Source organism: Mycobacterium sp. E136 (genome assembly GCF_001666865.1).
Lineage (GTDB): Bacteria > Actinomycetota > Actinomycetes > Mycobacteriales > Mycobacteriaceae > Mycobacterium.
The window spans coordinates 16,606-39,969 of sequence record NZ_LZJE01000214.1 but is presented as its reverse complement, the minus strand read 5'-3'; the positions used below and the strand labels follow the sequence as shown (position 1 = coordinate 39,969).

Below are 23,364 nucleotides of genomic sequence, written 5' to 3'. Positions count from 1 at the left end.
CTGGCTCTACGGAACCACACCACGTGGGCTGGCGGGCCCGCTACCGCCGGGGTGATTTTCTCCGGGCGAGCAGACGCAAACTGCCCCCAATCTCGCGGATTTCGGGTCACTTCGCGTCTGCTCGCCGGAGAAAATCAGCGGGCGCCCAGGCCGCGCAGCACGAAACCCAGAAGCTGCTCGACGTCCTCGGTGACGTCGCCGGTCGATTTCTGCTGGAACCGATCGACGAACGCGGCCTCGGACAGTCGCGTACCCGCAGCGCCGATCGCCTCAGCCACCTCCAGCGCGGCTGCGAGCGAATCGGCGGCCGGGCCCCTGGCCGGCTGCGGCACCTGTTCGAGCTCGGGTTCGATCCGGTTCGCATACCCCGCCGCGAGAATGCTTCCGGCGATGGCGATCCCGATCGCGGCGCCCACCTCGCGGGCCGCGTCGTTGACCGCCGCCCCGACGCCATGGTTATCCGCGGTGGTCGCTGTCATGACCGCCCTGGTTGCCGATGCCATGCTCAGGCCCATCCCGGCGCCCACGAGCAGCAGCGGCCATAGAACGTCGAGGTAGGTGGAGTCGACGGTGAATCTGCTCGTCAGATATAGCCCGGCCGCGACGAGTAGGAACCCCGGGGCGGTGAGCAACCGCAGGCCGACGCGAGGCTCGAGCCACGGCGCCAGAGCCGAGATCCCCACCAGGGGAACGCCCAACGGCGTGATCGCCAACGCCGATTGCAGAGCTCCGTAACCGAGGACCAACTGCAGGTGCTGCACGATCAGGAACGCCAGCCCGAACATGACCAGAAACTGCAGACCCACCGAGAGCGCACCCCCACCGAAGTTGCGGTCAGCGAACAGCCGCAGGTCGAGAACCGGATAGTCGATCCGGAGTTCGACAGCAACAAACACGAGCGTCGCGATGGCGCCGCCTGCGAACAGCACGAGCATCACCGGGTCGGCCCACCCGCGGGAGGGAGCCTCGATGAGGGCGACGACGATCAATGCCATCGCCGCCACTACCGACACCGGCCCGACGAAATCCATCCGCCGCCGGGTCTCCTGGCGGGGCTCGGGCACCGTGCAAGCCGCGAGCAGAAGTAGCGCGCCCGCTACGGCGAACGCGATGAAGATCGACGTCCAGGACCACCACTGCAGCAGTACCCCAGAACACAGAAGGCCGACTATTGCGCCGGATCCGGCGACACCGGCAGATGCCAACGACCGGTATCCGCACCATCGACCGCGACGACTGCATCCGCATCGTCGACGACTTCTTCGCCACCCACGGGGGCTGAATTCCAGCGAGCAGACTAACGCGAGAAGAACTTCAGCGGGCGCTCGACAAACTCGAACACCACACCGTCAGGTGAACGCAGGAACGCGATGTACAACCCGTCGATCTTGGTCCCGGGCAGCGGGCACCACACCGGATCGCCACACCGCTCGACCCAATCGGGAACGACGGCAAGCGCTTTCTCGACACTCTCGACGCGCAGCGCACACCGGTACAGACCCTGCCGGTTGCCGCCCCACGGCACCGGAACGGGTGAGGTGCCGGGGTGCTGCACCACTGTCAGCGAGAACTGGTGTCCATCCTCGGTGAGCGCGTAACGTGCTACGACACAATCGGTTTCACCGCTACCGCCAGGGGACAGTTGCGCTCCTGCCACCGGCTGCACCTTGGGCGACTGCACCTCCTCGAAGCCGATGGCCGTAAGAAACCGGCCGGTCGCCTCCGCGTCGATAGCGGCGATCCGGATGCCGTCGAAGAAGGCACCGCCCTCGCCGGACGGCGAATCGGCCAGTTCGATGACCACACCGTCGGGGTCGACGGCGAGCACGGACTGCCGTCCGCTGATCAGTCCGTCGGCCGGTTCGCCCACCGTCAGCCCCAGTTCGCGCAGGACCGAACCCGCTCCGTCGAGGTCGGACACCGACAGTTGCAGCGAGCGGATGCCGGGACGCACCGGATCGGTGCTCTCGTCGCGGCTCAGCGCCGGGCTGACGTACTCGATCGCCTCTAGCGCGCACCCGCCACGGCCACCACGGATGTCGTACAGGAACGAAGTGGCGCAGAAGGTTTCACCGTCGAGGCCGAGGATGCTGCCGTCGGTGGCGACCTTCGGGTCGGTCCGCATCCGCGCGCTCAAACCGAGAGCGCCCCCGTACACCTGCTCCGTGGCATCCAGCGAGGTGCAGTTCAGGTTGACGTGCAGGAACCGCCGGGCGAGATCGTCGGATACCACTACAGTGCAACCGATTTGATCTTGAGATCGATGACGGCCTCCTCGTCGTACCCCAGTTCGGCGAGAAGTTCGTCGGTGTGCTCACCGTGTCCCGGTGCACAGCGCAACGACAGCGGGGTCTCGTCGAACTGCACCGGGCTGGCCGCCAGCGCGAACTCGTTGCCGTTGGCATCGGTGGTGCGCGGCAGGTAGCCGTTGGCGATCGCCTGCGGATCATCGTGGATCTCGCGGGCGGTGCGCATCACGTCCCACACCCCGTCGAAACCCTCGAACGCCTTCTCCCAATGCGAAAGGTCCTGCGAACCAATCGTCTCGCGCAATTCGGCGATGCACTCGGCGCGGTTCTCGAAACGCACCATCGCGTTGGCGAACCGCTCGTCGTCGATCAGGTCGGTGCGGCCGATCCGCGTGCAGAAGTCGGCCCAGAACCGGTCGGCCTGCAGCAGCACGAACGCGATGTGCCGGCCGTCGCGCGTCTGGTACATGCTGGCCACCGGGTTCGGCATCTCCGGCAGATGGAACTTCGGGATGTCGGCGCCGGTCACCCCGGCGCCCACCACATCCGGGCCCAGCTGCCAGATCGCCGCACCGAGCAGCGACACGTCGACCACCGACGGCTTGCCGGTGCGTTCGCGCTTGAACAGCGCCCCCGCGATCCCAGAGGCGATCGTGAGCCCTCCGTACACATCACCGAACGCCGGCCGCTGGATCGGCGGATACGACCCATCACCGGACGCATACGCCTCACCGATGCCGCCGCGCGACCAGTACGCGGCGAGGTCGAACCCGCCCTGCGTCGCGAGATCGCCCTTGGTCCCGTACCCGTGGCCGCGGGCGTAGATGATCTTCGGGTTGCGCGCCCGCACCTGTTCGACGTCGATGCCCATCCGCTGCCGCGAGTCGGGCAACAGGTTGGTCAGGAACACGTCGGCGGTCTCGACCAGCTTCATCAGCACCTCGAGACCTTCGGGCGTCGACGTGTCCAGCCCGATGCTGCGCTTGCCTCGGTTGGGCTGTTCGATGAAATGGTTCACCCCTCCCGCGCCGGCGACGATCCCCGAACTCACCAGCCCGCGCTGCGGATCACCGGTCTCTGGGTGCTCGACCTTGATCACGTCGGCGCCCCAGTCGGCCAGCACGGCACCAGCGGCGGGCACGAACGTCCATGCGGCAACCTCGATTACCCGGACACCCTCGAGGATGTCGGTCACTTTCCACTCTCCAGGGGATACCCGATCGTCTTGGTCTGCAGGTGCTGCTCGAAGCCCTCGATGCCGTTCTGGCGTCCGATGCCGCTCATCTTGTAACCGCCGAACGGAGCGTCGGCGCCGTAGTACATGCCGCTGTTGATCATCAGCGATCCGGTGCGGATCCGGCGGGCGACGGCCATCGCGCGGTCGTCGGGGCCCATGACCGCACCGGCCAGCCCGTAGGTCGAGTTGTTCGCCAGCTCGACGGCGCCGTCGTCGCCGCCGTCGTACGGGGTGATCGACAGCACCGGCCCGAAGATCTCCTCCTGGAAGATCGTGTGGTGCGGTTCGACGTCGGCGACGATGGTCGGCGCGACGAAGTAGCCGCGGTCAAGTCCCTCGGGCGCACCGCCGCCGACGGTGATCCGACCGCCCTCTCGTTTGGCGATCTCGATGTAGTTGAGCACCCGGTCACGCTGCTTGGCCGACACCAGCGGTCCGCAGAAGGTGTTCGGGTCGGCCGGGTCGCCCACCGCGAGCGCGCCGAATGTCGCCGAGGCCACCTCGACCGCCTGATCGTACACCGACCGGGGCACCAACATGCGGGTGGCCAGCGCGCACCCCTGCCCCGAATGCATCAGTGCGCCAATGCAACCGGGCAGCGCCGCGTCCAGATCTGCGCCCTCGAGCACCAGATACGCCGACTTGCCGCCGAGCTCGAGCATGTTGCGCTTCATCGTGTCACCGGACAGCCGCTGGATGAGCTTGCCGACCGCCGTAGACCCAGTGAACGACACCATATCGATGCGCGGGTCGGTCGCCAGCACCTGGGCGATGCTGTTGTCCGAGGTCGGGACGATGTTCACCACGCCGGCCGGGATGTCGGTCTTCTCGACGATGAGCCGGCCCCACCGCAGCGCGCTCCACGGCGTCTCCATCGCGGGCTTGAGCACCATCGTGTTGCCGGTGGCCAGGATCTGGCCCATCTTGTTGCTGATGATCTCGAACGGAAAGTTCCACGGCGTGATCGCACCGACCACACCCATCGGCTCCTTGACCACCACCCGGTTGTACGGGACACCCATCTTGGCGTCCTGGTCGAGCATCCGCTCCCACGCGAACTTCGTGATGTGCTCGGCTGGCCAGCGCACCGCGTCGGCCAACGGCCACTCCAGTTGCGCGAGGTAGGTCATGCCCACGGTGGCACCGACCTCGGCGATCAACTCGGCGCGAATGAGTTCCTTCTCCTCGAGCAGCGCGTTGTGCAGCTGCATGAGGCAGTGCTGGCGGAACTCGTGGTTGGTCGCCCAGTCGGTGGTGTCGAACGCCCGCCGCGCGGCCGCGATCGCGGCCTCCATGTCGTCGGCGCCGGCATCGGTCGCGGTACCCAGCGCCTCCTCGGTCGCCGGGTTGATGTTGTCGACCGTCTTCCCCGTCGACGAATCCCGCAGTTCGCCGTCGATGTACAGGCGGGTCTCGGGGTTGAATTGAACGGTGGTGGTGTCGACCGGCGAAGCCGTCATTGGCGCTCCCTGTGGCTGGACTGTCGTCGCGAGCTAGTGTACCTCTTATAGATAATTGTTTAGCTGATTCGGCTGCAAGCCCGAATCGCGAATTCGGTAGAGGTGGTGACGCAATGCCAGGCGCCGTCGGCAGCGCTTCGGACAGTGGCGGCTACGTGTCCGACGTCGCTGCATTCCGCCAGGATTTCCGGCAGTACCTCAGAGGACTCGACTGCGCCGACGCCTGGCGCTCGGCCGCGTTTCGCACCGCCGAAGAAGGGCTGGCCCACGACGCGACGGTGATGGCGCGGTTGAATGCCGACGGCTGGAACCGCTACGGCTGGCCCGAGGATGTCGGCGGGCTGGGCGGCAACGAGATCCACCGGGCGGTTCTCTACGAGGAGCTCGGCCAGGCGATGTTGCCGATTCCCGCGCAGGCGTGGACGCTCGAGGTGATCGCGCCGTCGGTGCTGACGTTCGCGCCGCACCTGGCCGAGCGCTACGTCCCGAACTACCTGACCGGCTCCGAATGGTGGGGGCAAGGTTTCTCCGAGCCGGACTCCGGCAGCGATCTGGCCTCGCTGCGCACGCGCGCCACCGAGGACGGCGACGGGTTCGTGGTCAGCGGCCAGAAGATCTGGACCAGCCAAGGCGGGACCGCCAAGCGGTTGCTCGTGCTGGTGCGCACCGGAACCCCCGAGAGCCGGCATCGGGGCCTGTCGATGCTGCTCATCGACGCCGACGCGCCCGGCGTCACCGTGCGCCCGATCGCGCTGGCCAGCGGGCGCCGCGAGCTGGCCGAGGTGTTCTTCGACGACGTGCGGGTACCGCGGGAGCGGCTGGTCGGTGAGGTCGACGGCGGATGGGCCGTCACGATGTTCCTGATGCAGTACGAACGCGGCATGTACGGCTATGCGGCGCTGAACAAGGTGCTGATGGAGCTGGGCCGGTTGCGTGAATACATGGTCACGGTAGGGACGAGCCAGGCGCACCGCGAGCGGTTCGCCCAGGTCTACGTCGAGGTCATCACCGCGCAGGCGCGCGCCGCGGCCAACGTGCGCAAGCTGGCCGCCGGCGAGGCGGTGGGGCCGGGCAGCAGCATCGACAAACTGCTGTGCAGCGAGGCCGAGCGGGCCGTTCACGACCTGATCCTCGATGTCGCCCGTGACCACATGGTGGTCGGTGCGCCGGTCGGGGGTGATCCCATCGAACTCGACACCGCCCGCGCCGAGTGGTGGTACTCGCGCGCCGCCACGGTCATGGGCGGCACCGCTGAGGTGCAGCGCGGCATCATCGCCGACCACATCCTTGGCCTGCCGAAGGAAAGGCGCGCATCGTGACTCCCCGCCATGAGCCCGACGAGTCGTGGCCGATGATCGAGGAGGCGGTGTTCCGCCTGTTCGACGACATCGCGGCCAAACAGGACCACGTGGTGATCGACCCGCTGCTCGCCGAACTTGGGTGGTCGGAGATCGAGACCGAATACCCCGTTGAGGCGTGCGCGCTGCTGTTCCGCGCGCAGGGCCGATCGTTGGCGCTGACGGACGCGTTGGACCGTGTGATGCTGGCCGAGCTGCAAGCACTGACCGGTGATCCGGTCGACGCGATCGTGCTGCCCTCACTGAAGCAGGCCTCGCGACCGAGCTCCAACGAAGGTCAGGTCAAGGGGATCGTGCTCGGACCGCTACGCGGCCGCGTCGCCGTTCCCGTGTCGGGTGCACTGGGCACCGTCTCGGTGTCGGTCGTCGACTCCGAGCAACTGCGCGGCGAACGCCTCGACACATTCGACGGCAGCGTCGTCTGGACCCGCGTCGACGGCCCCCTCGATGGCGACCTCGTCGACGCCTCCACCGAGTGGGGCCGCGCCATCGCCGCGGCGCACCGCGCACTGGCCACCGAACTGGTCGCCCTGGCCGACCGCGCGCTGCAGATCGCGGTCGAACACGTCAGCGTCCGAACCCAATTCGGTTCGCCGATCGGCTCGCTGCAGTCGCCCCGCCACGCGCTTGCGGCGGCTTCCGCGAAGCTGGAAGGCGCCCGCGCGCTACTCGACGACTCGTGGCGCTACGGCGGCGTGTTGTCGGCACAGACCGCCAAAGTCGCCGCCGGACGCGCCCACCGCGCGGTCGCCGACGTGGTCCTGCAGGTCTGCGGCGCGGTGGGACTGACCGCCGAGCACGACCTGCACCGCTACGTCAGACGCGGTTTCCAGCTCGACGCCCTGTGCGGCTCGTATCTGCAACTCGAGTCGCTGCTCGCCGACCGCCTCTTCGACATCTACGCGCCGGGTCGCGCACTGCCCGCCATCATCAATCTGGACTGAGGACATTCATGCGCCGCAACATCTTCGACGAAGTGCACGACGACTTTCGCGCCACCGCGCGGGAGTTCTTCGAACGCGAATGCGTTCCCCGCGTGGAGAAGTGGGAGCGCGACGGCAAGGTGAGCCGCGAGGCATGGCTTGCCGCAGGCGAGCACGGCCTGATCGGCTGGGAGTTCGACGAGAAGTACGGCGGTCTGGGGGTCAAGGACTTCCGGTTCAACCAGATCATCTCCGAGGAGATGTTCATGACGGGTTCGGTCGGCATCGGCCTCGGCGTGCAGAACGACATCCTGATGCCGTACATGAACCACCTCACCACCGAGGAGCAAAAGCAACGCTGGCTTCCGAAGTTCATCTCCGGCGAATACATCGGTTCGATCGCGATGTCGGAACCCGCCGCGGGTTCGGACCTGGCAGGCATCAAGACCACCGCGCGCGACGAGGGCGATCACTGGGTGGTCAACGGACAGAAAACCTTCATCAGCAACGGCCTGCTGTCCAAGTTGGTGTTGACGGCGGTCAAGACCGACCCAGCCGCCGGCCGAAAAGGCATCAGCCTGCTGATGATCGAGGACGGGATGGAGGGCTTTACCCGCGGCCGCAAACTCGACAAGATCGGCCAGTTCTCCGCCGACACCGCCGAACTGTTCTTCGAGGATGTCAAGGTGCCGAAGGAGAACCTCGTCGGCGAGCTCAACCGCGGCTTCTACCATCTGGTGTCGAATCTGCCGTTCGAGCGGGTCGGCGTGGCCTGCTACGCGCTACCGGCCGCGCGCCGGGCTCTCGATCTGACGAAAGCGTATGCGTTGGAGCGCACCGCGTTCGGCCAGCCGATCGGCAAGTTTCAGGTCAACCGGCATTTCATCGCCGAAATGCAGGTGAAACTCGATGCCGCCCAGACCTATCTCGATCAGTGTGTGCTCGCGGTCAACGAGGGCACGCTCTCGGACGCCGACGCCGCCGGCCTCAAATGGTGGACCTCGGAGGTGCAGTGGGAGATCATCGACCGCTGCCTGCAACTTCACGGCGGCTACGGCTACATCAACGAGTACGAAGTCGCCCGGCTGTGGCGTGATTCGCGGGTCCAGCGCCTGTATGCAGGCACGACCGAGATCATGAAGGACCTGATGGGACGGGCGATGGGTTACTGATGAGCTTGGTCACTGAGTGGGCGCGTACAGGTGTTGACTGAGCGGGTGTCGGTTAACCTGAGAAATAGTTAGTTGATTCCGAACCCGGTGGAGGACGATATGGAGGTCACCAGCCTTCGCGAGCCGAAGATGGCGGACCGAGTGGCCACGGTGCTCCGCCGGATGTTCATCCGCGGTGAGATCGCCGAAGGGACCATGCTGCCACCGGAGTCGGAACTCATGGAACGGTTCGGCGTGTCGCGCCCGACCCTGCGTGAGGCGTTCCGCGTGCTGGAGTCGGAATCGCTGATCGTCGTCCAGCGCGGCGTACGCGGCGGCGCCCGGGTCACGCGACCTCGACGTGAAACCCTCGCGCGCTACGCCGGGCTGATCCTCGAATACGAGGGGGTCACGGTCAAAGACGTCTACGAGGCCAGGATGGCGCTCGAGACGCCGATGGTGCGGCGATTGGCCGAGAAGCGCGACCCCGCGGTCATCGCGGAGCTGGAGAAGGTCGTCGAGAGCGAGTCGAAGCTGGAGCCGGGCAGCGAGACCGTCGACCAGTTGACCGACTTCCATGCCGCGATCGCCCGGCTGTCGGGCAACAAGACCCTGCAGATCGTCACGGATATGCTGCATCACATCGTCGAGAAGGCGAACCGGTCGTTGCAGCCCACCGAGGGCGCCCGAGCCGAGCAGGCCGTGCGACGATCGGCGAAAACCCATCGCATGGTGCTCGACCACATAAAGGCCGGAGATGCCGACAAGGCTGCCGAACTGTGGCAGCGGCATTTGCAGAAGGCCGAAGAGTTCGTCCTCACCGGTGCCGAGATGTCCACCGTCGTCGACCTTCTGGAATGACCGAACTGCGCCAAGACCCGGGCCACGACATCGAAACCCCGGTCCACCTGCTGCGCCGGTTCGGCGTCGAGGTGCTGGTCGCCGACCAGCAGTCCGCGGTCGTGGAGATGTCGATGCCGTTGGCCGGTATGCGCAATCCGTTCACCGGCCAACCGACTATCGCCCCGCTCGGACTGCTCGTGGACGCGGTCAGCGGCATGTCGAACCACTTCCGGCATCAACGCGACGAGTGGACGGTCACCACCGAGTTGACCGTCGAGTTGAGCCCGGAGGGCTGCGAAATGGCGACCGCGGCCGGCGCACCGCCGGTGGTGGCGTCGGGGCGCCCGCTGGGCCCCAGGGACGCCGGATCGTCGCTGTCGGTGTACACGCTGTCCTGCGACGGGGTGGTCATCGGTGGCGGCACCGTGCGGTCGTACTACCTTCAGCCCGAGACGCTGGATCTCAGCGAACCGCCGGAAACCCTCGATCTCGGCGAACCTACGTCGCTGGCGGAGTTGATGGCGGTGGAGCCGATGCCGGTCACCGACGAGGTCCGCGCGTTACGCCAGCGTGCCGACCCGTTCCTCAACAACGCCGTCGGAATCGTCAACGGCGGAATCGCCTCGGCAGGACTGGAACTGGCCGCCTCAGCGGCTGTGAACACCGGTGACGTACCGATGCGCACGGCATCGGTGCGGGTGAACTTCCTGCGCCCCTTCCCCGCCGACGAGACATCACGCTACGAGGCGACGCCGCTGCGGGTCGGCCGCGGCACCGCCGTCGCCGACGCCCAGGCCATCGGCGACGACGGCCGACCCGCGCTCGTCGCGCGGATCACCGCCTACCGCTAGCGTTCACTTCTTCGATCGGGCACGGAATGCCGCGACGCGTTCCTGGAACTCCGGCGTCGAGAACGACGTGTACTCCTCGGCCAACGCGTACTCCAGCACGCCGAGCGCGGCCCGCGACAGGTGCATGTTCATGGCGACCTTGGTGGCACGCAACGCCTGCGGCGGCAGCGCGGCCAGCTTCTCCCCGATCGCGAGCGCGTCGTCGAGCACCGCGTCGTCGGACGCCACCTTCGTGGCGAGGTTGAGTTTCTCGGCGTCGACGGCGGTGATCCGATCCCCGAGCAGCACATACTCTTTGGCCTTCATCAGACCGATCAGCAGCGGCAGCATCGCCGCCCCGCCGTCGCCGGCGACCAGACCCACCGCGACGTGCGGGTCGGCCAGGTAGCTGCTCTGCCCCATCACCAGGAAGTCGCTGAGCAGCGCGATAGAACAGCCCAGCCCGACGGCCGGGCCGTTGACCGCCGACACCAACGGCTTGGCGAAGTTGATCACCTCGAGGAAAACCGTTCGCGCTTCTTGAATCTGGAATTGCCGCGCGACCGGGTCCTCGATCAGCCGGCCGAACATCACCATGTCACCGCCCGCCGAGAACGCCTTGCCGACACCGGTCGTCACGACCGCACGGACGTCGTCATCCGCGGCGAGTTTGCGCCAGATCGTGGCGAACGCGTGGTGCACCTCCTCGTTGACCGCGTTGAACGCCTCCGGCCGGTTGATGCTCACCACGTGCACCGCGCCGCTCTTCTCGACCAGCAGCGCCGGGGCGAACTCCTCGTAGCCGGGCAGGGTGGCGATTTCAGAAGTCGTCATATCAGTCCTTGTCACTGGAGAGGATGGTCACTGCGGAGACGGCGGTCGGCCCGCCGATGTTGTGCGCCAACGCTACCCGGGCGCCGTCAACCTGGTTCTCGGCTTCGCCGCGGAGCTGGTTGAACAGTTCATAGCACTGCGCGACGCCGGTGGCGCCGGGCGGATGCCCCTTGCCCTTCAGTCCGCCGCTGGGGTTGATCGGGATCGAACCGCCGACATAGTGTTCGCGGCCTTCGACGACCTTGTACGCCTCGAAGCGGTCGGCGAAGCCGAGGTCCTCGTAGCTGATCAACTCGACGCCGGTGAAGCAGTCGTGCACCTCGGCGACGTCGATGTCGCTGGGCGTCAGACCCGCCATCTTCATGGCTGCCTTCGCGGCGCGCACCGTCGGCGGGAACGTCGTCATGTCCTGCTTGTGCTGGTGCATGACCCGGTCCATGCCGATGCCGACGCCACGGACCCAGACCGGGCGGTCCGTGTAGCGGTCCACGACGTCCTCGGCCGCCAGGATCAGCGCCGCCGCGCCGTCGCTCTGCGGGGTGCAGTCGTAGAGCCCGAACGGCTCGACCACGATCGGTGCGGCCAGCGCCTGCTCGACGGTGATCTCGTAGCGCAGTTGCGCTTTCGGGTTCTTCAGCGCATGAAAGTGGTTCTTCACCGCGACCATCGCCATGTGTTCTTTGGTGGCCGGCGACTCGTGCAGGTACCGCGTGACGTGCAGCGCGAAGTTCGCCGGCGCGACCAGCCCGAGCGGGTAGTCCCAGGCGTTGTCGCGCGTCATCGCCGCCCAGTCCCAGAACGTCGTCGTCGACGACGTCTCACGCACCTTGTCCGCACCCATGATGAGCACGACGTCGTAGAGCCCGGAGGCGATCGCCATCACGCCGTTGCGCACCGCGTCATTGCCGGTCGCGCAGGCGTTCTCGACACGGGTGACCGGGATGTCGGTCAGGTCCAGCGTGTCCGCGAGAATTCCGGAGGGGAACCCGTCGGTGGTCGACAGCTCGCCGAACCAGGCCGCTTCGATCTCGGACTTCTGGATGCCCTTGTCGACGTTGCCGACGGCTTCGGCGTAGGCCATGGGGACCAGGTCCTTGACGCCGAGTTCGAAATGCTCGGCGAACGGGGTCATCCCCGCCCCTACGACAGCAACGCGCCTCATGATGCAACCCTTTCCGCGCGACGGCCCGGCCAGAACGCGTAGCCGTAATCCGGGATGCCCGAGCGCATCGCGATCCGCCGCAACACCACTTCACCTTCCTGGCCGACCGCCGTCTCACCAGCGGGCACACCGGTCACCTTGAGCAGCACCCGGACCGGGCTGTCGTCGAGCTGCACGACGGCCAGCGAGTAGGGGCTGGGTAGATCGGGCACCGGGATGCGCACCGTGGTATGGGTGTACACGGTGCCGGTGCGCGGCAGCGGCTCGAGCCGGTACTCGTCGGCGAGCACACCCGAATCGTCGACCCGCAGCCGCGGCGGGAACTGCGGATCCGAGTCGATACCCGGGCGTTCCTCGAAAACCGCAGCTTCCCAGCGGATCTTGGGTTCGAATGCGCGGCTGTAGGCCGGCATCGAGATAGGGATGCCGATACCTTCGGCCGTCTTGAACGCGGGCAGGTCGCGCGGCTCGACCTCGTCGCGGGTCACGGTGACGTCCGCCGAACCGAGCGCGGCGACGCTGACCGTCGCCTGCTCGACCGCGATCACCAACCCTGTCTGCTTCTGCTCGACTGCCCGCGCCAGGGCGCGGACCACTCCGGCGGCCGAGGTCGCCGGCTCCTCCACCGCAACCGAGGTGTCGACGGCCTTGCCGAGCTGCCCCGCGGGCACGCCGGCCACCCCGGCCACCGGACCGTCGAGGTCGAGTTTGGCCAGCGTCGCGCGCACGCCCACCTCGCGCTGCAGGCGCGGATCGGCGTAGGTGTGGCGCGACCCGTCGTCGCTGCGCGCCACCAGGGGAAGGCTGCGGCTCTGCCGGGCGTGGGCGCTGAGTTCCGCGCCGCGCTCACCGGTCAGCACCGCCGCGGCGCCGACGGCCGCCTCGTTGTCGTCGGCCGCGATGACCAGGGTCCCCGCTGATGCCGCCACGGTCTGCTCCAGCACCGCCGGCGCGCCCCCGAGCACCTCGGCCACCGGCGTCGTGCCGGGCAGCCCGAGTGCGGCCAGCAGCACCGCACCGTTGCCGCCTTCCACGAGCGGGAAGTTGCGGGACACCAGCACGACCGCCTGCGCCTGCGCCTGCGGGTCTGCGGCGCGTCCTGCGGCGACGGCCATGGTCAGCGCGTCCTCGTCGGGCCCTTTAACCCGGCGTTTACCGCTGTTCCACGGTGGCAGGTAGGTGCCGATCGACACGACGTGGGTCATCCAACCTCGATTCCGCTGGCGCCCCGTAGGCCGCCGTATCACTAATAAGCTATATAGTTATAGCATTCCGCGGCAGAACCCTGTAGGAGGACCGATGACCCGAAGTCTGTCCGATCGCGTCGTCATCGTCACCGGCGCGAGTCGCGGCATCGGCCAGGCGATCGCCGCGCGGGTGGCCGCCGAGGGCGCGCGGGTGGGTCTGCTCGCCAGAACCGACTCCCCGAACCCGAAGCTTGCCGGGACGCTCGCCGAGACCGCCGAGGCGGTGCGCGCGGCGGGTGGGCAGGCCTACGAGGCGGTCTGCGACGTCCGTGACGCCGAATCGGTGGTCACCGCGGTGGCCGAGGTCGCCGACGCTTTCGGCGGGATCGACGTAGTAGTCAACAACGCGGGCGCACTCGACCTACGGCCGACGTCACAGTTGCCGCCCAAGAACTTTCGCCGACTGCTGGCGGTCAACGTCGAGGGACCGTTCGTGGTGGTGCAGGCCGCGCTACCGCACCTGCGCCGCTCGGAGAACGCGCACATCGTCAACGTCTCGCCGCCGCTGAACCTCGAACCGGCGTGGGTCGGGGCGCACACCGGCCACACCGTCGGCAAGTACGCCGAGAGCCTGCTCACCGTGGGGTGGGCGGCGGAGTTCGCGTCGATCCCGATCGCGGTCAACTCCCTGTGGCCGGCCACCACCGTGGCGAGCACCGGGATGCTCGTCGCGATGGGTGAGGGCGTCAGGGCGCAGGCCCGCGATCCACGGATCATGGCCGACGCGCTACACGCCCTGGTCACCCGCCCGACCGACTGCACCGGAAACTTCTTCACCGACGAGCAGGTGCTGCGCGACGAGGGCGTCACCGACCTCGCCGGATACCGGCTCGCCGCGACCGAGGATGATCTGGTTCCGAACTTCTACCTCGACTCCACCCCGCCGCCGACGATCTAGGACACCTGTGAGCCAATTCGACGCGCTGCGCGCCAACGAACCCGAACTCGCCGAGTTACGGACCGCGGTACGCGCGTTCCTTGACAAAGACCGTGCCGAGTTCGGCTGGGAACCCGATGTCGACTCCTGGCTGGGGCAGTGGGACGAGGCGTTCAGCGCCCGGCTCGGCGCCGCCGGCTTCGTCGGCTTGATCGTGCCCAAGGAGTACGGCGGAGCGGGTTTGACCCACCTGCACCGGTATGTGGTGACCGAGGAATTGTTGGCTCAGGGCGCCCCGGTGGCCGCGCACTGGGTAGCCGACCGCCAGGTCGTCCCGGGCCTGCTGGCGTACGGCAACGAGGAACAACGCCGACGGCTGCTCCCCCGCATCGCGGCGGGCACGTTCTTCTCCTCGATCGGGATGAGCGAGCACGGCGCCGGTTCGGATCTGGCGGCCGTGCAGTCCAAGGCGGTCAAGACCGACGGCGGATGGGTGCTCAACGGCACCAAGGTGTGGACCAGCGGCGCACACAAGGCGCATCAGGTGGTGGTGCTGGCCCGCACCAGTCCCGCCGATCCGCAAAAGCGGCACGCCGGGTTCAGCCAGTTCCTGGTGCCGTGCGACGCCGAGGGTGTGCGGATCGAACCGATCCTGATGATGAACGGCGACCACCACTTCAACGAGGTGGCTTTCACCGACGTGTTCATCCCCGACGAGGACGTCCTCGGCGAGGTGGGCAACGGCTGGCACCAGGTGACCGCCGAACTGTCCTTCGAGCGCAGCGGGCCCGAGCGGATCCTGTCGACGGTGCCGCTGATCCTGGCGGCCGTCCGGCTTCTGGCGAGCTGCCCGGACACCGACGACACCACCGCCGGAATCGTCGGCGACCTTCTCGGACGGCTGATTTCGCTGCGGCAGCTGTCGGTGTGGGTGGCCCGTACACTCAGCGAGAGCAACGACGCGGCGAACCAGGCCGCGCTGGTCAAGGACCTGGGCACCCGGTTCGAACAGGATTCGATCGAGGTGATCGCCGACGTGCTCGACCGGGTCTCGCCGACCCCCGAACTGGCGGCGCTGACCGCCACCGCGATCCTGCACAAGCCGATCTTCACGCTGCGCGGCGGCACCAACGAGGTGCTGCGCGGCGTCGTCGCACGAGGAATGGGGTTGCGATGAACGCACTTTCGGGCGGCGTGTTCGCCACCAAAGCCACCGCCGACGACTACGCCGACCTGCGCCAGCTCGTCGACGACATCGGGCGGCGGTCGTTCGAGGCGCGGATCGGCATCCGCCGTATTCCCGAGCAGTTCGACGAGCAGCTGTGGGGCAACCTCTCCGACACGGGTCTTACCCAACTGAGCAACGACGCGGGACCGAACGAGCTCGCGGTGGTGCTCGCTGGCGTCGCACGGCACGCGGGCGCCGTGCCGCTCGCCGAAACCGACGCGCTCGCAGGCTGGCTCGCGCACCGCGCGGGTCTCGAAGTGCCCGACGGGCCGTTGACCGTCGCGCTCGCCGACAGCGACGGTCGCGCCACGGGTGTCCCGTGGACGCGGGCCAGCGCGGCGGTGTTGATGGTGGTGCAGGCTGCGGACGGGACGCGCGTCGGCGTCGTGGAGCCCGCGGACATCGTCGACGGCCACAATGCCGCAGGTGAACCACGCGACCGCGTGACCGCTTCGCTCGCTTCCGCCACGTTGGCCGCCGTCGACCCCGGTGTCATCGCTGAACTGATGCTGCGTGGCGCCTGGTGCCGGACCGTGCAGATCATCGGCGCATTGGACGCCGCGGCCGCGATGACGGTCACCCACACCGCCGAGCGTGAACAGTTCGGTCGCTCGCTGAGCAAGTTCCAGTCGGTGCAGCACGCGCTGGCGGGCCTGGCCGGTGAGATCGAACGTGCCAGGGCCGCCGCATCTCTGGCGGTCGCCGCCGCCTCGGACCACGGATTCGACTCGCCGCAGACCGAATTCGCGGTCACCGCGGCCCGGGTGGCGGTGGGTCGCGCCGTCACACCGGTGACGACCATCGCCCACCAGTTGCACGGTGCGATCGGTGTGACGGCCGAGCACCCGCTGTGGTCGGTGACACTGCGGGCTCAGTCCTGGGCTGACGAGTTCGGAACGACGGCGGGATACGCCCGCCGTCTCGGTCGCATGGCGTTGGATTCGGCGAATCCGTGGGACCTCGTGATCGGCAACCTGTAGACCCCTTCGGAGAACGGAGAACACGTGACAATCGAGAAGTTCAGCGGGGCGTCGGCGATCGTCAGCGGCGGCGCCGGAGGGCTCGGTGAGGCCACCGTGCGGCGCCTGCACACCGAGGGACTGGGCGTGGTCATCGCGGACCTGGCCGCCGACAAAGGTAAGGCGCTGGCCGACGAACTCGGCGAGCGCGCAGTGTTCTTCAGCACCGATGTGACGAGCGAAGACTCGATCAACGAGGCGATCGCACAAGCCAATTCGATCGGCCGGTTGCGGTATGCCGTCGTCGCGCACGGCGGTTACGGCGTCGCGCAGCGCATGGTCCAGCGCGACGGCAGCCCCGCCGACTTCGGGGCCTTCACCAAGACCATCGGCCTCTATCTCAACGGCACCTACAACGTGGCCCGCCTGGTCGCAGCCTCGGTGGCCGCGGCCGATCCCGGCACCGACGGCGAACGCGGCGCACTGGTGTTGACCGCGTCGATCGCCGGATACGAGGGCCAGATCGGCCAGTCCGCTTACGCTGCAGCCAAAGCGGGGGTGATCGGCCTGACGATCGCCGCCGCAAGAGATCTCAGTTCGGCGGGTATCCGGGTCAACACGATCGCACCGGGGACGATAAAGACCCCGATCATGGAGTCGGTCGGCGAGGAGGCGATCGCCAAGTTCGCAGCCAACATCCCGTTCCCCAAACGCCTCGGCACCCCCGACGAGTTTGCCGACGCCGCGGTCTTCCTGCTGTCCAACGGCTACGTCAACGGCGAGGTCATGCGCCTCGACGGCGCGCAACGCTTCACCCCCAAATAGCGATCAGTCTGCGACAGAGGAGGTTTCAATGGCGCGGATCATTGTGACCGGCGGGAACAGCGGCGTCGGAAAGGCGACTGCCACCGCGATGGCGGCCGCCGGACACGACGTCGTGATCGCGTGCCGGTCACTGGCCAAGGGGAACGAAGCCGCCGCAGCGATGCCGGGCAACGTCGCGGTGCGGGAGTTGGATCTCGCGGACCTGGCCAGTGTGCGCCGATTCGCCGACGGCGTCGAATCGCTCGACGTCCTGGTGAACAACGCCGGCGTGCTCGGGCTGCCGCTGACTCGCACGGTCGACGGCTTCGAGGCGCACATGGGGACCAACCATCTCGGTCACTTCGCGCTCACCTGCCTGCTGGGTGACCGGATCCGGGACCGTGTGGTCGTGGTGGCGAGCACCAACTACACCACCGCCCGTATCCACTTCGACGATCTCAACTATCACCATCGCAGATACAGTCCCTTCCGCGCATACGGAGAGTCGAAGCTGGCCAACCTGCTGTTCGTGCGCCAGTTGGTCAGTCGCGGGTTCACCGCATACGCCTCGGACCCCGGGATGACCGACACCGCAATCACCCGCGACGGGTCACGCGTACTGCGGTGGGCGGGTCGGACCATCGCACCGCATATCGCCCAGAGTCCCAGCGACGGTGCACGTTCGACAGTTCAAGCCGTCACGACCGACCTGCCCAACGGCACCTATCTGTCGCCTCGCGGCCTCATGCATCAATGGGGCAGACCCAGGCCCACGAAGCTGAAGGCCAAGGCCGTCGACGACGACAGCGCCCGTAGGCTCTGGGAGCTCTCCGAGGAGCTCACCGGCTGCCGGTGGAACGGCGAGCCGGTTCACCGGGACAGATAGAACGCCGCGGCGCGGCGGATCGAATCGTGAATCGGTTCGGGGTGCCAACCCAGTTCACGTTCGACCTTGCTGTGATCCATCGGCGACATGATGTGCAGCAACCGCACCGACAGGGTGGACAGCAGCATGTCGCGTCGCAGGATCTTGGCGGCGACGTCCCCGAAGAATCCGAGCGTGTACATGGCTTTCAACGGAATTCCGATCCGCGGCGGCTTCTTCCCGCCGGCCTCCGCCGCCGTGGTGTAGAGGTCCCGGGCGCTGAGAAATCTCTCCGAGATGATGTATCGCTCTCCGACGCGACCGTGCTGGGCAGCCAGTATCAGCGCACGCGCGGCGTCCTCGATGCCGACCGCTTCCGACGACATGTCCTTGACGTAGAACGGCATCTTGCCCCTGGCGGCCGCGGCCACCAGCGAGCCGTGCGGCGTCGGCGCAAAGTCGCCCGGTCCGTAGGTGTTCGACACGCACAACGCCACCGCAGGCAAACCGTGGTCGGCCGCATACCGCAGCACCAGTCGCTCCGCTTCGACCCGCGAGCGGATGTAGTCCCCGCCCTTGTCCAGCCAGTTCATCGGTTCGTCCTCGGTGACCGGTCGGCCATCGGCGCTCAACGCGATGGTGCCGATCGTGCTGGTGAACACGAAGCGCCGAAGGCCCGCCTCGACCGCCGCGTCGAGAACGTGACGCAGCCCTTCGACGTTCGTCCGGAACAGTGGGCTCGGGTCGCGCAACCAGGCCCTGGTGTCGACGACGCAGTAGAAGACGTCGTCGCAGTCCCGCATCGCGGTTCGCAATGCCTCGTCGTCGAAGATGTCACCGTAGTGGCGTTCGACGTCGAGGTCGTCGATCGCTTCCGTCGAGCTGGTCCTGCGCAGCAGGACACGGACCCGGTCACCGCGCTCGACGAGCTGCCGGGTCACGTGTGAGCCCAGGAAGCCGCTGGCTCCGATCACCAGTTTGGTGCTCACAGCCGGCCGTCGATCCGCAGGTCCGGATGCACCCACGACGGTGAGCGCTTCTTTTTGAATGCCACAAAACCTTCCTGCGCCTCTGGCCCGAACAGGCTGCCTCGCATACCGATTCGGTCATAGAGCCCCAGGTAATCGTCCAGGTCTGCCTTGATGGCCGCCCGAGCGGCCGGTGCGGTGCGTGCGCACTGGGCCAGTACCTCCCGGGCAGTGCTGAGCACCTCGTCGTGCGGGACGACGCGCGACACCATGCCCCAGTCGAGCGCCTCGGCAGCGGTCAGGACGCGGCCGGTGAACATCAGGTCCCGGGTTCGCACCGGCCCGATCAAGCGGGCCAGCATCTGGCTGTAGTAGGTGTCGGCGATGCCGCGGTACAACTCGGGAACCCGGAACGTCGCGCGCTCGCTGACCACCGCGATATCGCTGCACAGCGCGATCTGCAGGCCGCCGCCCTGGCACAGGCCGTTGACCGCGGCCACCACCGGTTTGACCGACTGCCGCAGCGTGTCGAACGGCGTCACGTCCATGCCGAGCAGACCGGCGAAGTCCATCCAGTTGTCCTCGGCCCCCTGCGCCAGGTCCCCGCCCGGGGCGAACACATCACCGGCGCCGGTGATGATGAGCCCCGCGAGCTCCGGATCGGCGTCGACGCGGCTCACCGCGTAGCGGATCCCGAAGTACATCGCGGGCGTCATCGCGTTGCGCGCATGCGGCCGGTCCAGCGTGCATGTCGCGATGGCGCCGTCGCGGGTGAATTTCAGGTACGGGGTGCCCAGCCAGTCGCCGTCGGGCGTGCGTGGTGCGGTTTCCTGCGTCATGCCTACAATTTGTACTCTATATTGCTAAATAGTTGTATGATTTGGCGGACCGACGTACCATCCCGACAACACCCGTCGACGAGGGAGAGCTTTCGTGGGATCACTTGACGGCCGAGTCGTTTTCATCACCGGAGCAGCACGCGGACAGGGTCGCTCGCACGCCGTCACGTGCGCAGAGGAAGGCGCCAACATCGTCGGCGTCGACATCTGCCACGACCTCGACGTGGTGCCCTACAAGCTGGGCACGATCGACGATCTCGAAGAGACTGCCCGCCTGGTCGAGAAGACCGGCCAGGAGATGCTGTTCCAGCAGGCCGACGTGCGCGACAAGGCGGCACTGCAGACAGCTTTCGACGCCGGTGTCGATCGGTTCGGCCATATCGACACGGTGATCGCCAACGCGGGCGTGGTTCTGACCAACGCTGACGAGCGCGACGCCTCCGAAGCGCTGCGAGCGGGTCTGGACATCATGCAGACCGGCGTGTGGAATGCTTTCCAGGTCGCGATCCCACACCTAAAGGAGCGCGGCGTGGGCGGTAACCTCATCGCGACCAGCTCGATGGCCGCGCTCTTGGACCTGACCGATGGCCGCGGCGGCAGCGACGCCTATCTGATGGCCAAGGTCGCTATCGTCGGCCTGGTTCGCGCATACGCCGCCATGCTCGCCCCTGACCGCATCCGTGTAAACGCAGTGGCCCCCACGAACTGCGCGACGCCGATGATCACCGACAACCCGGCGTTGTTCAAGGTGATCGAGGAGAACCCCCGGATGGTCAACGCCGTCCAGACAGCGCTGCCGGACCTGCCGTTGATCGAACCCAAGGACGTCAGCAACGCGATCCTGTTCCTCATCAGCGATGCGGGCCGCTCGTTCACCGGCAGCCTGCTCAAGGTCGACGCCGGCATGGACGTCCGCCGGTAGGACGCGTATGGACTACGGCATCCGAGGCAGGTCGGCGCTCGTCGTCGGCGGCAGCAGGGGCATCGGCTTCGAGGTCGCCAAATTGCTTGCCGCAGAGGGATGCCGGGTTGCGATCATGGCGCGCACCAAGTCCGACGTCGATGTGGCCGTCGAGAGGATCCGGGCCGACGGTGGCGCCGCGATCGGCGTGTGCGCCGACGTCACCCAACGCGACCAGATCGACGATGCCGTACGGAGGGTGCGCGGCGAGCACGGTCCGCCGCTGATCGTAGTGGGCCAGGCGATCTACCAACGCCCAGGCGACTTTGCCGACATCGATGACACCGACGTCTACCGCGAGTCCTTCGACGCGTACACCATCAGCCAGATCTTGCTGCTCAAAGCCGTTCTCCCGGCGATGCAAGACGCCGGATGGGGCAGGTTCGTGCACATCGGGTCGGCCACCGCGAAGGAACCCGCCGGCTACATCCACCACGTCGTCGCGAACGCCACGCGGCCGTCCACTGTCGGCCTGCTCAAGACGGTGTCGGACGAGTATGCGCGCTACGGGATCACGGTCAACACCGTCGCTCCGGGCTGGATCGAGACCGAGAACGCGATCGCATACATCGACCGCAACATCGGGGTCACCACCGAGGAGGACCGGCGCAAGTTCATGCTCGGTGAGGCCAGAGTGCCCGCCGCCCGTATGGGTCAACCTCGCGAGATCGCCTCGCTGATCACGTATTTATGCTCGGACGCCGCCGGATACGTCACCGGGGCGTGGATCGAGGTCGACGGTGGCTTGCATCGATCGGCGTTCTAGAAACTAAGGAGAGCCATGGGTACCGACCAGTTGGAGCGGGTCATCGACGGCGTTCCCCAACTCAAGTGGGCCGAGCTGCCGATGACCGCAGACCGCGGGGTCGGCTGGCAAACCGTGCGCGACGCCGGACCCGTGGTGTTCATGGACAACTGGTACTACATCACCCGCCGCGACGACGTCCTTGCCGCGCTGCGGGATCCGCACCTGTTCTCGTCGAAGCAGGCGTTCGACGAACTCGGTAGCCCCCTGCCGCTGGTCCCGATCGCGTTCGATCCGCCCGAGCACACCCGCTTTCGCAAGATACTGCAGCCGTTCTTCAGCCCCCACACGCTCAAGGAGATGCTGCCAGCGCTGCAACGCCAGGCGATCGCGATCGTCGAGGCGGCCACCACCAAGGACGAGTGCGACGTGATGGCCGACATCGCGATCCCCTACCCGTCGCAGGTGTTCCTCACCCTGTTCGGGCTGCCGCTGAAAGACCGCGACCGGCTGATCGCCTGGAAAGACGCCGTGATCGCGTTGTCGGAGTTGCCTTCGATGGAGGGCGCGGACCTCACGCCCGCGCTCGAACTGGTCACCTACGTCTCGGAGGCGATCAACGAGCGCCGCGCGAATCCGGGCGACGACCTGCTGTCGAAGGTGCTCACCGGCGAGGACCCGCTCGACGATGCCGAGGCCATCGGGTTGAGCTTCCTGTTCGTGCTCGCCGGGCTGGACACTGTCACCTCGTCGATGGCCTTCGCACTGCTCGAACTCGCCCGCAATCCCGAACTGCGACATCGACTTCGCGACAATCCGGACGACATCCGGGTGTTCGTCGAGGAGATCGTCCGGCTGGAACCGCCCGCCCCGATCGTGCCGCGCGTGGCCACCGCCGATGTCACGATCGGCGACGTGACGATCCCGGCTGGGACGAAGGTGCGGCTGTGCCTGGCCGCGATCAACCGCGACGACCATGACGCGATCTCGGCCAACCACGTCGTGATGGACGGAAAAGTACACGCGCACTGGGGCTTCGGCGGCGGTCCGCACCGATGCCTGGGCTCCCATCTGGCACGGATGGAGCTGAGCCTGATCGTCGAGGAGTGGCTGCGCCGGATGCCGGTCTTCGAGGTGGCCCCCGGATGCACCGCCGAACTGACCTTCCCCGCCAACACGTTCGCGCTCGGTTCGCTAGTACTGCGCCGCTCATGATGGCAGACGTCGCAGTGCTGTGCGTCGAGTGTCAGAACGGCGTTCTCGGCCCCGAGTCGGTGCTTCCCCAGCTTGCCGCCGACAGTGTCGGGCTGGTCGCGGATCTGCGTCGCCTGCTGGACGCCGCCCGCACGGCAGGTGTCCGGGTGGTGCATGCCACCTACGAGGGCGCACTCGGTGGCGGCCATCCAGGCACCGCACGGCTCTGGCGCACACTGGGTCCGCTGACCGCCGACTGGATGCCGGGCAAACCCGAAACCCGGGTCCTCGAGGAACTTTTCGACACGTCGGATCTGGTGCTGCCGCGCCACCACGGCCTGTTTCCCACCTTGGATTCCGAACTGCTGCCCGTGCTGCGCGGCCTGGGTATCCGAACGGTGGTGCTCACCGGGGTGTCGCTGAACCTGGCGTTGCCGATCACCGCGGGTCACCTCACCCAGGCCGGCTTCAAGCTCGTCGTACCGCGCGACGCGGTGGGCGGGACACCGTCGAGCTACGCCGAGCAGGTCCTCGACAACACGATCGCGGTGCTCGGTCAGCTCACCACGGTCGGCGACCTCGTCGCTGAATGGGATGAAACCCGTTCTGGCTCAACCTCGAAGGACTAGA

The 23,364-nt window shown here is 67.3% G+C and carries 23 protein-coding genes; 14 read left to right on the top strand and 9 right to left on the bottom strand.

What is annotated here, in order from left to right; translation table 11 throughout:
• Window positions 1–134: 134 nt before the first annotated feature.
• The 4 genes from A5698_RS14130 to A5698_RS14115 form a co-directional block, all read right to left on the bottom strand.
• Window positions 135–1,205: an MFS transporter gene (locus A5698_RS14130; RefSeq protein WP_197506769.1), complete on the bottom strand. Its 1,071-nt coding sequence runs from the start codon at window positions 1,203–1,205 to the stop codon at window positions 135–137.
• A 92-nt stretch (window positions 1,206–1,297) separates the two neighbouring features.
• Window positions 1,298–2,233, bottom strand: a complete 936-nt coding sequence (locus A5698_RS14125) for a VOC family protein (protein WP_068297805.1) — start codon at window positions 2,231–2,233, stop codon at window positions 1,298–1,300.
• Window positions 2,233–3,444, bottom strand: a complete 1,212-nt coding sequence (locus A5698_RS14120; RefSeq protein WP_084792438.1) for a CaiB/BaiF CoA transferase family protein — start codon at window positions 3,442–3,444, stop codon at window positions 2,233–2,235. The genes A5698_RS14125 and A5698_RS14120 overlap by 1 nt, the downstream gene beginning before the upstream one ends.
• On the bottom strand, window positions 3,441–4,946 hold the full coding sequence (locus tag A5698_RS14115) for an aldehyde dehydrogenase family protein (protein ID WP_068297803.1): 1,506 nt from the start codon (window positions 4,944–4,946) through the stop codon (window positions 3,441–3,443). Before A5698_RS14115 ends, A5698_RS14120 begins: the two co-directional genes overlap by 4 nt.
• Before the next feature lie 113 nt (window positions 4,947–5,059).
• On the opposite strand from A5698_RS14115, the gene A5698_RS14110 reads away from it, so the two are divergent.
• From A5698_RS14110 to A5698_RS14090, 5 genes are all read left to right on the top strand, one after another.
• Window positions 5,060–6,265: an acyl-CoA dehydrogenase family protein gene (locus tag A5698_RS14110; RefSeq protein ID WP_068297799.1), complete on the top strand. Its 1,206-nt coding sequence runs from the start codon at window positions 5,060–5,062 to the stop codon at window positions 6,263–6,265.
• A gap of 32 nt (window positions 6,266–6,297) precedes the next feature.
• A complete protein-coding gene (locus A5698_RS14105) occupies window positions 6,298–7,248 on the top strand; it encodes an acyl-CoA dehydrogenase family protein (RefSeq protein ID WP_068297826.1) in 951 nt (316 codons plus the stop codon).
• An 8-nt stretch (window positions 7,249–7,256) separates the two neighbouring features.
• Complete coding sequence (locus tag A5698_RS14100; RefSeq protein WP_068297796.1) at window positions 7,257–8,399, top strand: acyl-CoA dehydrogenase family protein; 1,143 nt, start codon at window positions 7,257–7,259, stop codon at window positions 8,397–8,399.
• Between the two features lie 99 nt (window positions 8,400–8,498).
• Entirely contained in the window at window positions 8,499–9,239 is a 741-nt protein-coding gene (locus A5698_RS14095; RefSeq protein WP_068297794.1) for a FadR/GntR family transcriptional regulator, read from the top strand.
• Entirely contained in the window at window positions 9,236–10,072 is an 837-nt protein-coding gene (locus tag A5698_RS14090) for a PaaI family thioesterase (RefSeq protein WP_068297792.1), read from the top strand. Before A5698_RS14095 ends, A5698_RS14090 begins: the two co-directional genes overlap by 4 nt.
• Before the next feature lie 3 nt (window positions 10,073–10,075).
• Here the strand turns inward: A5698_RS14090 and A5698_RS14085 are convergent, their stop codons facing one another.
• The 3 genes from A5698_RS14085 to A5698_RS14075 are packed head-to-tail and all read right to left on the bottom strand — an operon-like array spanning window position 10,076 to window position 13,252.
• On the bottom strand, window positions 10,076–10,885 hold the full coding sequence (locus tag A5698_RS14085; protein WP_068297787.1) for an enoyl-CoA hydratase/isomerase family protein: 810 nt from the start codon (window positions 10,883–10,885) through the stop codon (window positions 10,076–10,078).
• A 1-nt stretch (window position 10,886) separates the two neighbouring features.
• Window positions 10,887–12,047 (bottom strand): thiolase C-terminal domain-containing protein, encoded by a 1,161-nt coding sequence (locus A5698_RS14080; RefSeq protein ID WP_068297784.1) that lies wholly within the window; start codon window positions 12,045–12,047, stop codon window positions 10,887–10,889.
• Window positions 12,044–13,252, bottom strand: coding sequence for a Zn-ribbon domain-containing OB-fold protein (locus A5698_RS14075; RefSeq protein ID WP_068297782.1), 1,209 nt, complete (start codon window positions 13,250–13,252; stop codon window positions 12,044–12,046). Before A5698_RS14075 ends, A5698_RS14080 begins: the two co-directional genes overlap by 4 nt.
• A gap of 94 nt (window positions 13,253–13,346) precedes the next feature.
• On the opposite strand from A5698_RS14075, the gene A5698_RS14070 reads away from it, so the two are divergent.
• The 5 genes from A5698_RS14070 to A5698_RS14050 are packed head-to-tail and all read left to right on the top strand — an operon-like array spanning window position 13,347 to window position 18,048.
• A complete protein-coding gene (locus A5698_RS14070; RefSeq protein ID WP_068297780.1) occupies window positions 13,347–14,192 on the top strand; it encodes an SDR family oxidoreductase in 846 nt (281 codons plus the stop codon).
• 7 nt (window positions 14,193–14,199) lie between these two features.
• Complete coding sequence (locus tag A5698_RS14065) at window positions 14,200–15,348, top strand: acyl-CoA dehydrogenase family protein (RefSeq protein ID WP_068297778.1); 1,149 nt, start codon at window positions 14,200–14,202, stop codon at window positions 15,346–15,348.
• On the top strand, window positions 15,345–16,379 hold the full coding sequence (locus A5698_RS14060; RefSeq protein WP_068297775.1) for an acyl-CoA dehydrogenase family protein: 1,035 nt from the start codon (window positions 15,345–15,347) through the stop codon (window positions 16,377–16,379). The genes A5698_RS14065 and A5698_RS14060 overlap by 4 nt, the downstream gene beginning before the upstream one ends.
• A gap of 24 nt (window positions 16,380–16,403) precedes the next feature.
• A complete protein-coding gene (locus tag A5698_RS14055; RefSeq protein ID WP_068297772.1) occupies window positions 16,404–17,183 on the top strand; it encodes an SDR family oxidoreductase in 780 nt (259 codons plus the stop codon).
• A gap of 28 nt (window positions 17,184–17,211) precedes the next feature.
• Window positions 17,212–18,048: an SDR family NAD(P)-dependent oxidoreductase gene (locus A5698_RS14050; protein WP_068297771.1), complete on the top strand. Its 837-nt coding sequence runs from the start codon at window positions 17,212–17,214 to the stop codon at window positions 18,046–18,048.
• On the opposite strand, the gene A5698_RS14045 is transcribed toward A5698_RS14050, so the two are convergent.
• Window positions 18,033–19,016: an NAD-dependent epimerase/dehydratase family protein gene (locus A5698_RS14045; protein ID WP_068297769.1), complete on the bottom strand. Its 984-nt coding sequence runs from the start codon at window positions 19,014–19,016 to the stop codon at window positions 18,033–18,035. The two genes, A5698_RS14050 and A5698_RS14045, sit on opposite strands and share 16 nt — an antisense overlap.
• A complete protein-coding gene (locus A5698_RS14040) occupies window positions 19,013–19,834 on the bottom strand; it encodes an enoyl-CoA hydratase/isomerase family protein (RefSeq protein WP_068297767.1) in 822 nt (273 codons plus the stop codon). Before A5698_RS14040 ends, A5698_RS14045 begins: the two co-directional genes overlap by 4 nt.
• A 94-nt stretch (window positions 19,835–19,928) precedes the next feature.
• Here A5698_RS14040 and A5698_RS14035 point away from each other — a divergent pair, with 94 nt between their 5' ends.
• From A5698_RS14035 to A5698_RS14020, 4 genes are read left to right on the top strand one after another with little or no spacing between them, the layout of a single operon-like run.
• Complete coding sequence (locus tag A5698_RS14035) at window positions 19,929–20,756, top strand: mycofactocin-coupled SDR family oxidoreductase (protein WP_068297765.1); 828 nt, start codon at window positions 19,929–19,931, stop codon at window positions 20,754–20,756.
• Window positions 20,757–20,763: 7 nt separating this feature from the next.
• Entirely contained in the window at window positions 20,764–21,561 is a 798-nt protein-coding gene (locus tag A5698_RS14030; RefSeq protein ID WP_068297759.1) for an SDR family NAD(P)-dependent oxidoreductase, read from the top strand.
• 15 nt (window positions 21,562–21,576) lie between these two features.
• Window positions 21,577–22,755 carry a cytochrome P450 gene (locus tag A5698_RS14025; RefSeq protein ID WP_068297756.1) on the top strand — a complete coding sequence of 393 codons (1,179 nt, stop codon included), beginning with the start codon at window positions 21,577–21,579 and terminating at the stop codon, window positions 22,753–22,755.
• Window positions 22,755–23,363 carry an isochorismatase family protein gene (locus tag A5698_RS14020; RefSeq protein ID WP_231967403.1) on the top strand — a complete coding sequence of 203 codons (609 nt, stop codon included), beginning with the start codon at window positions 22,755–22,757 and terminating at the stop codon, window positions 23,361–23,363. The genes A5698_RS14025 and A5698_RS14020 overlap by 1 nt, the downstream gene beginning before the upstream one ends.
• Window position 23,364: the final 1 nt, after the last annotated feature.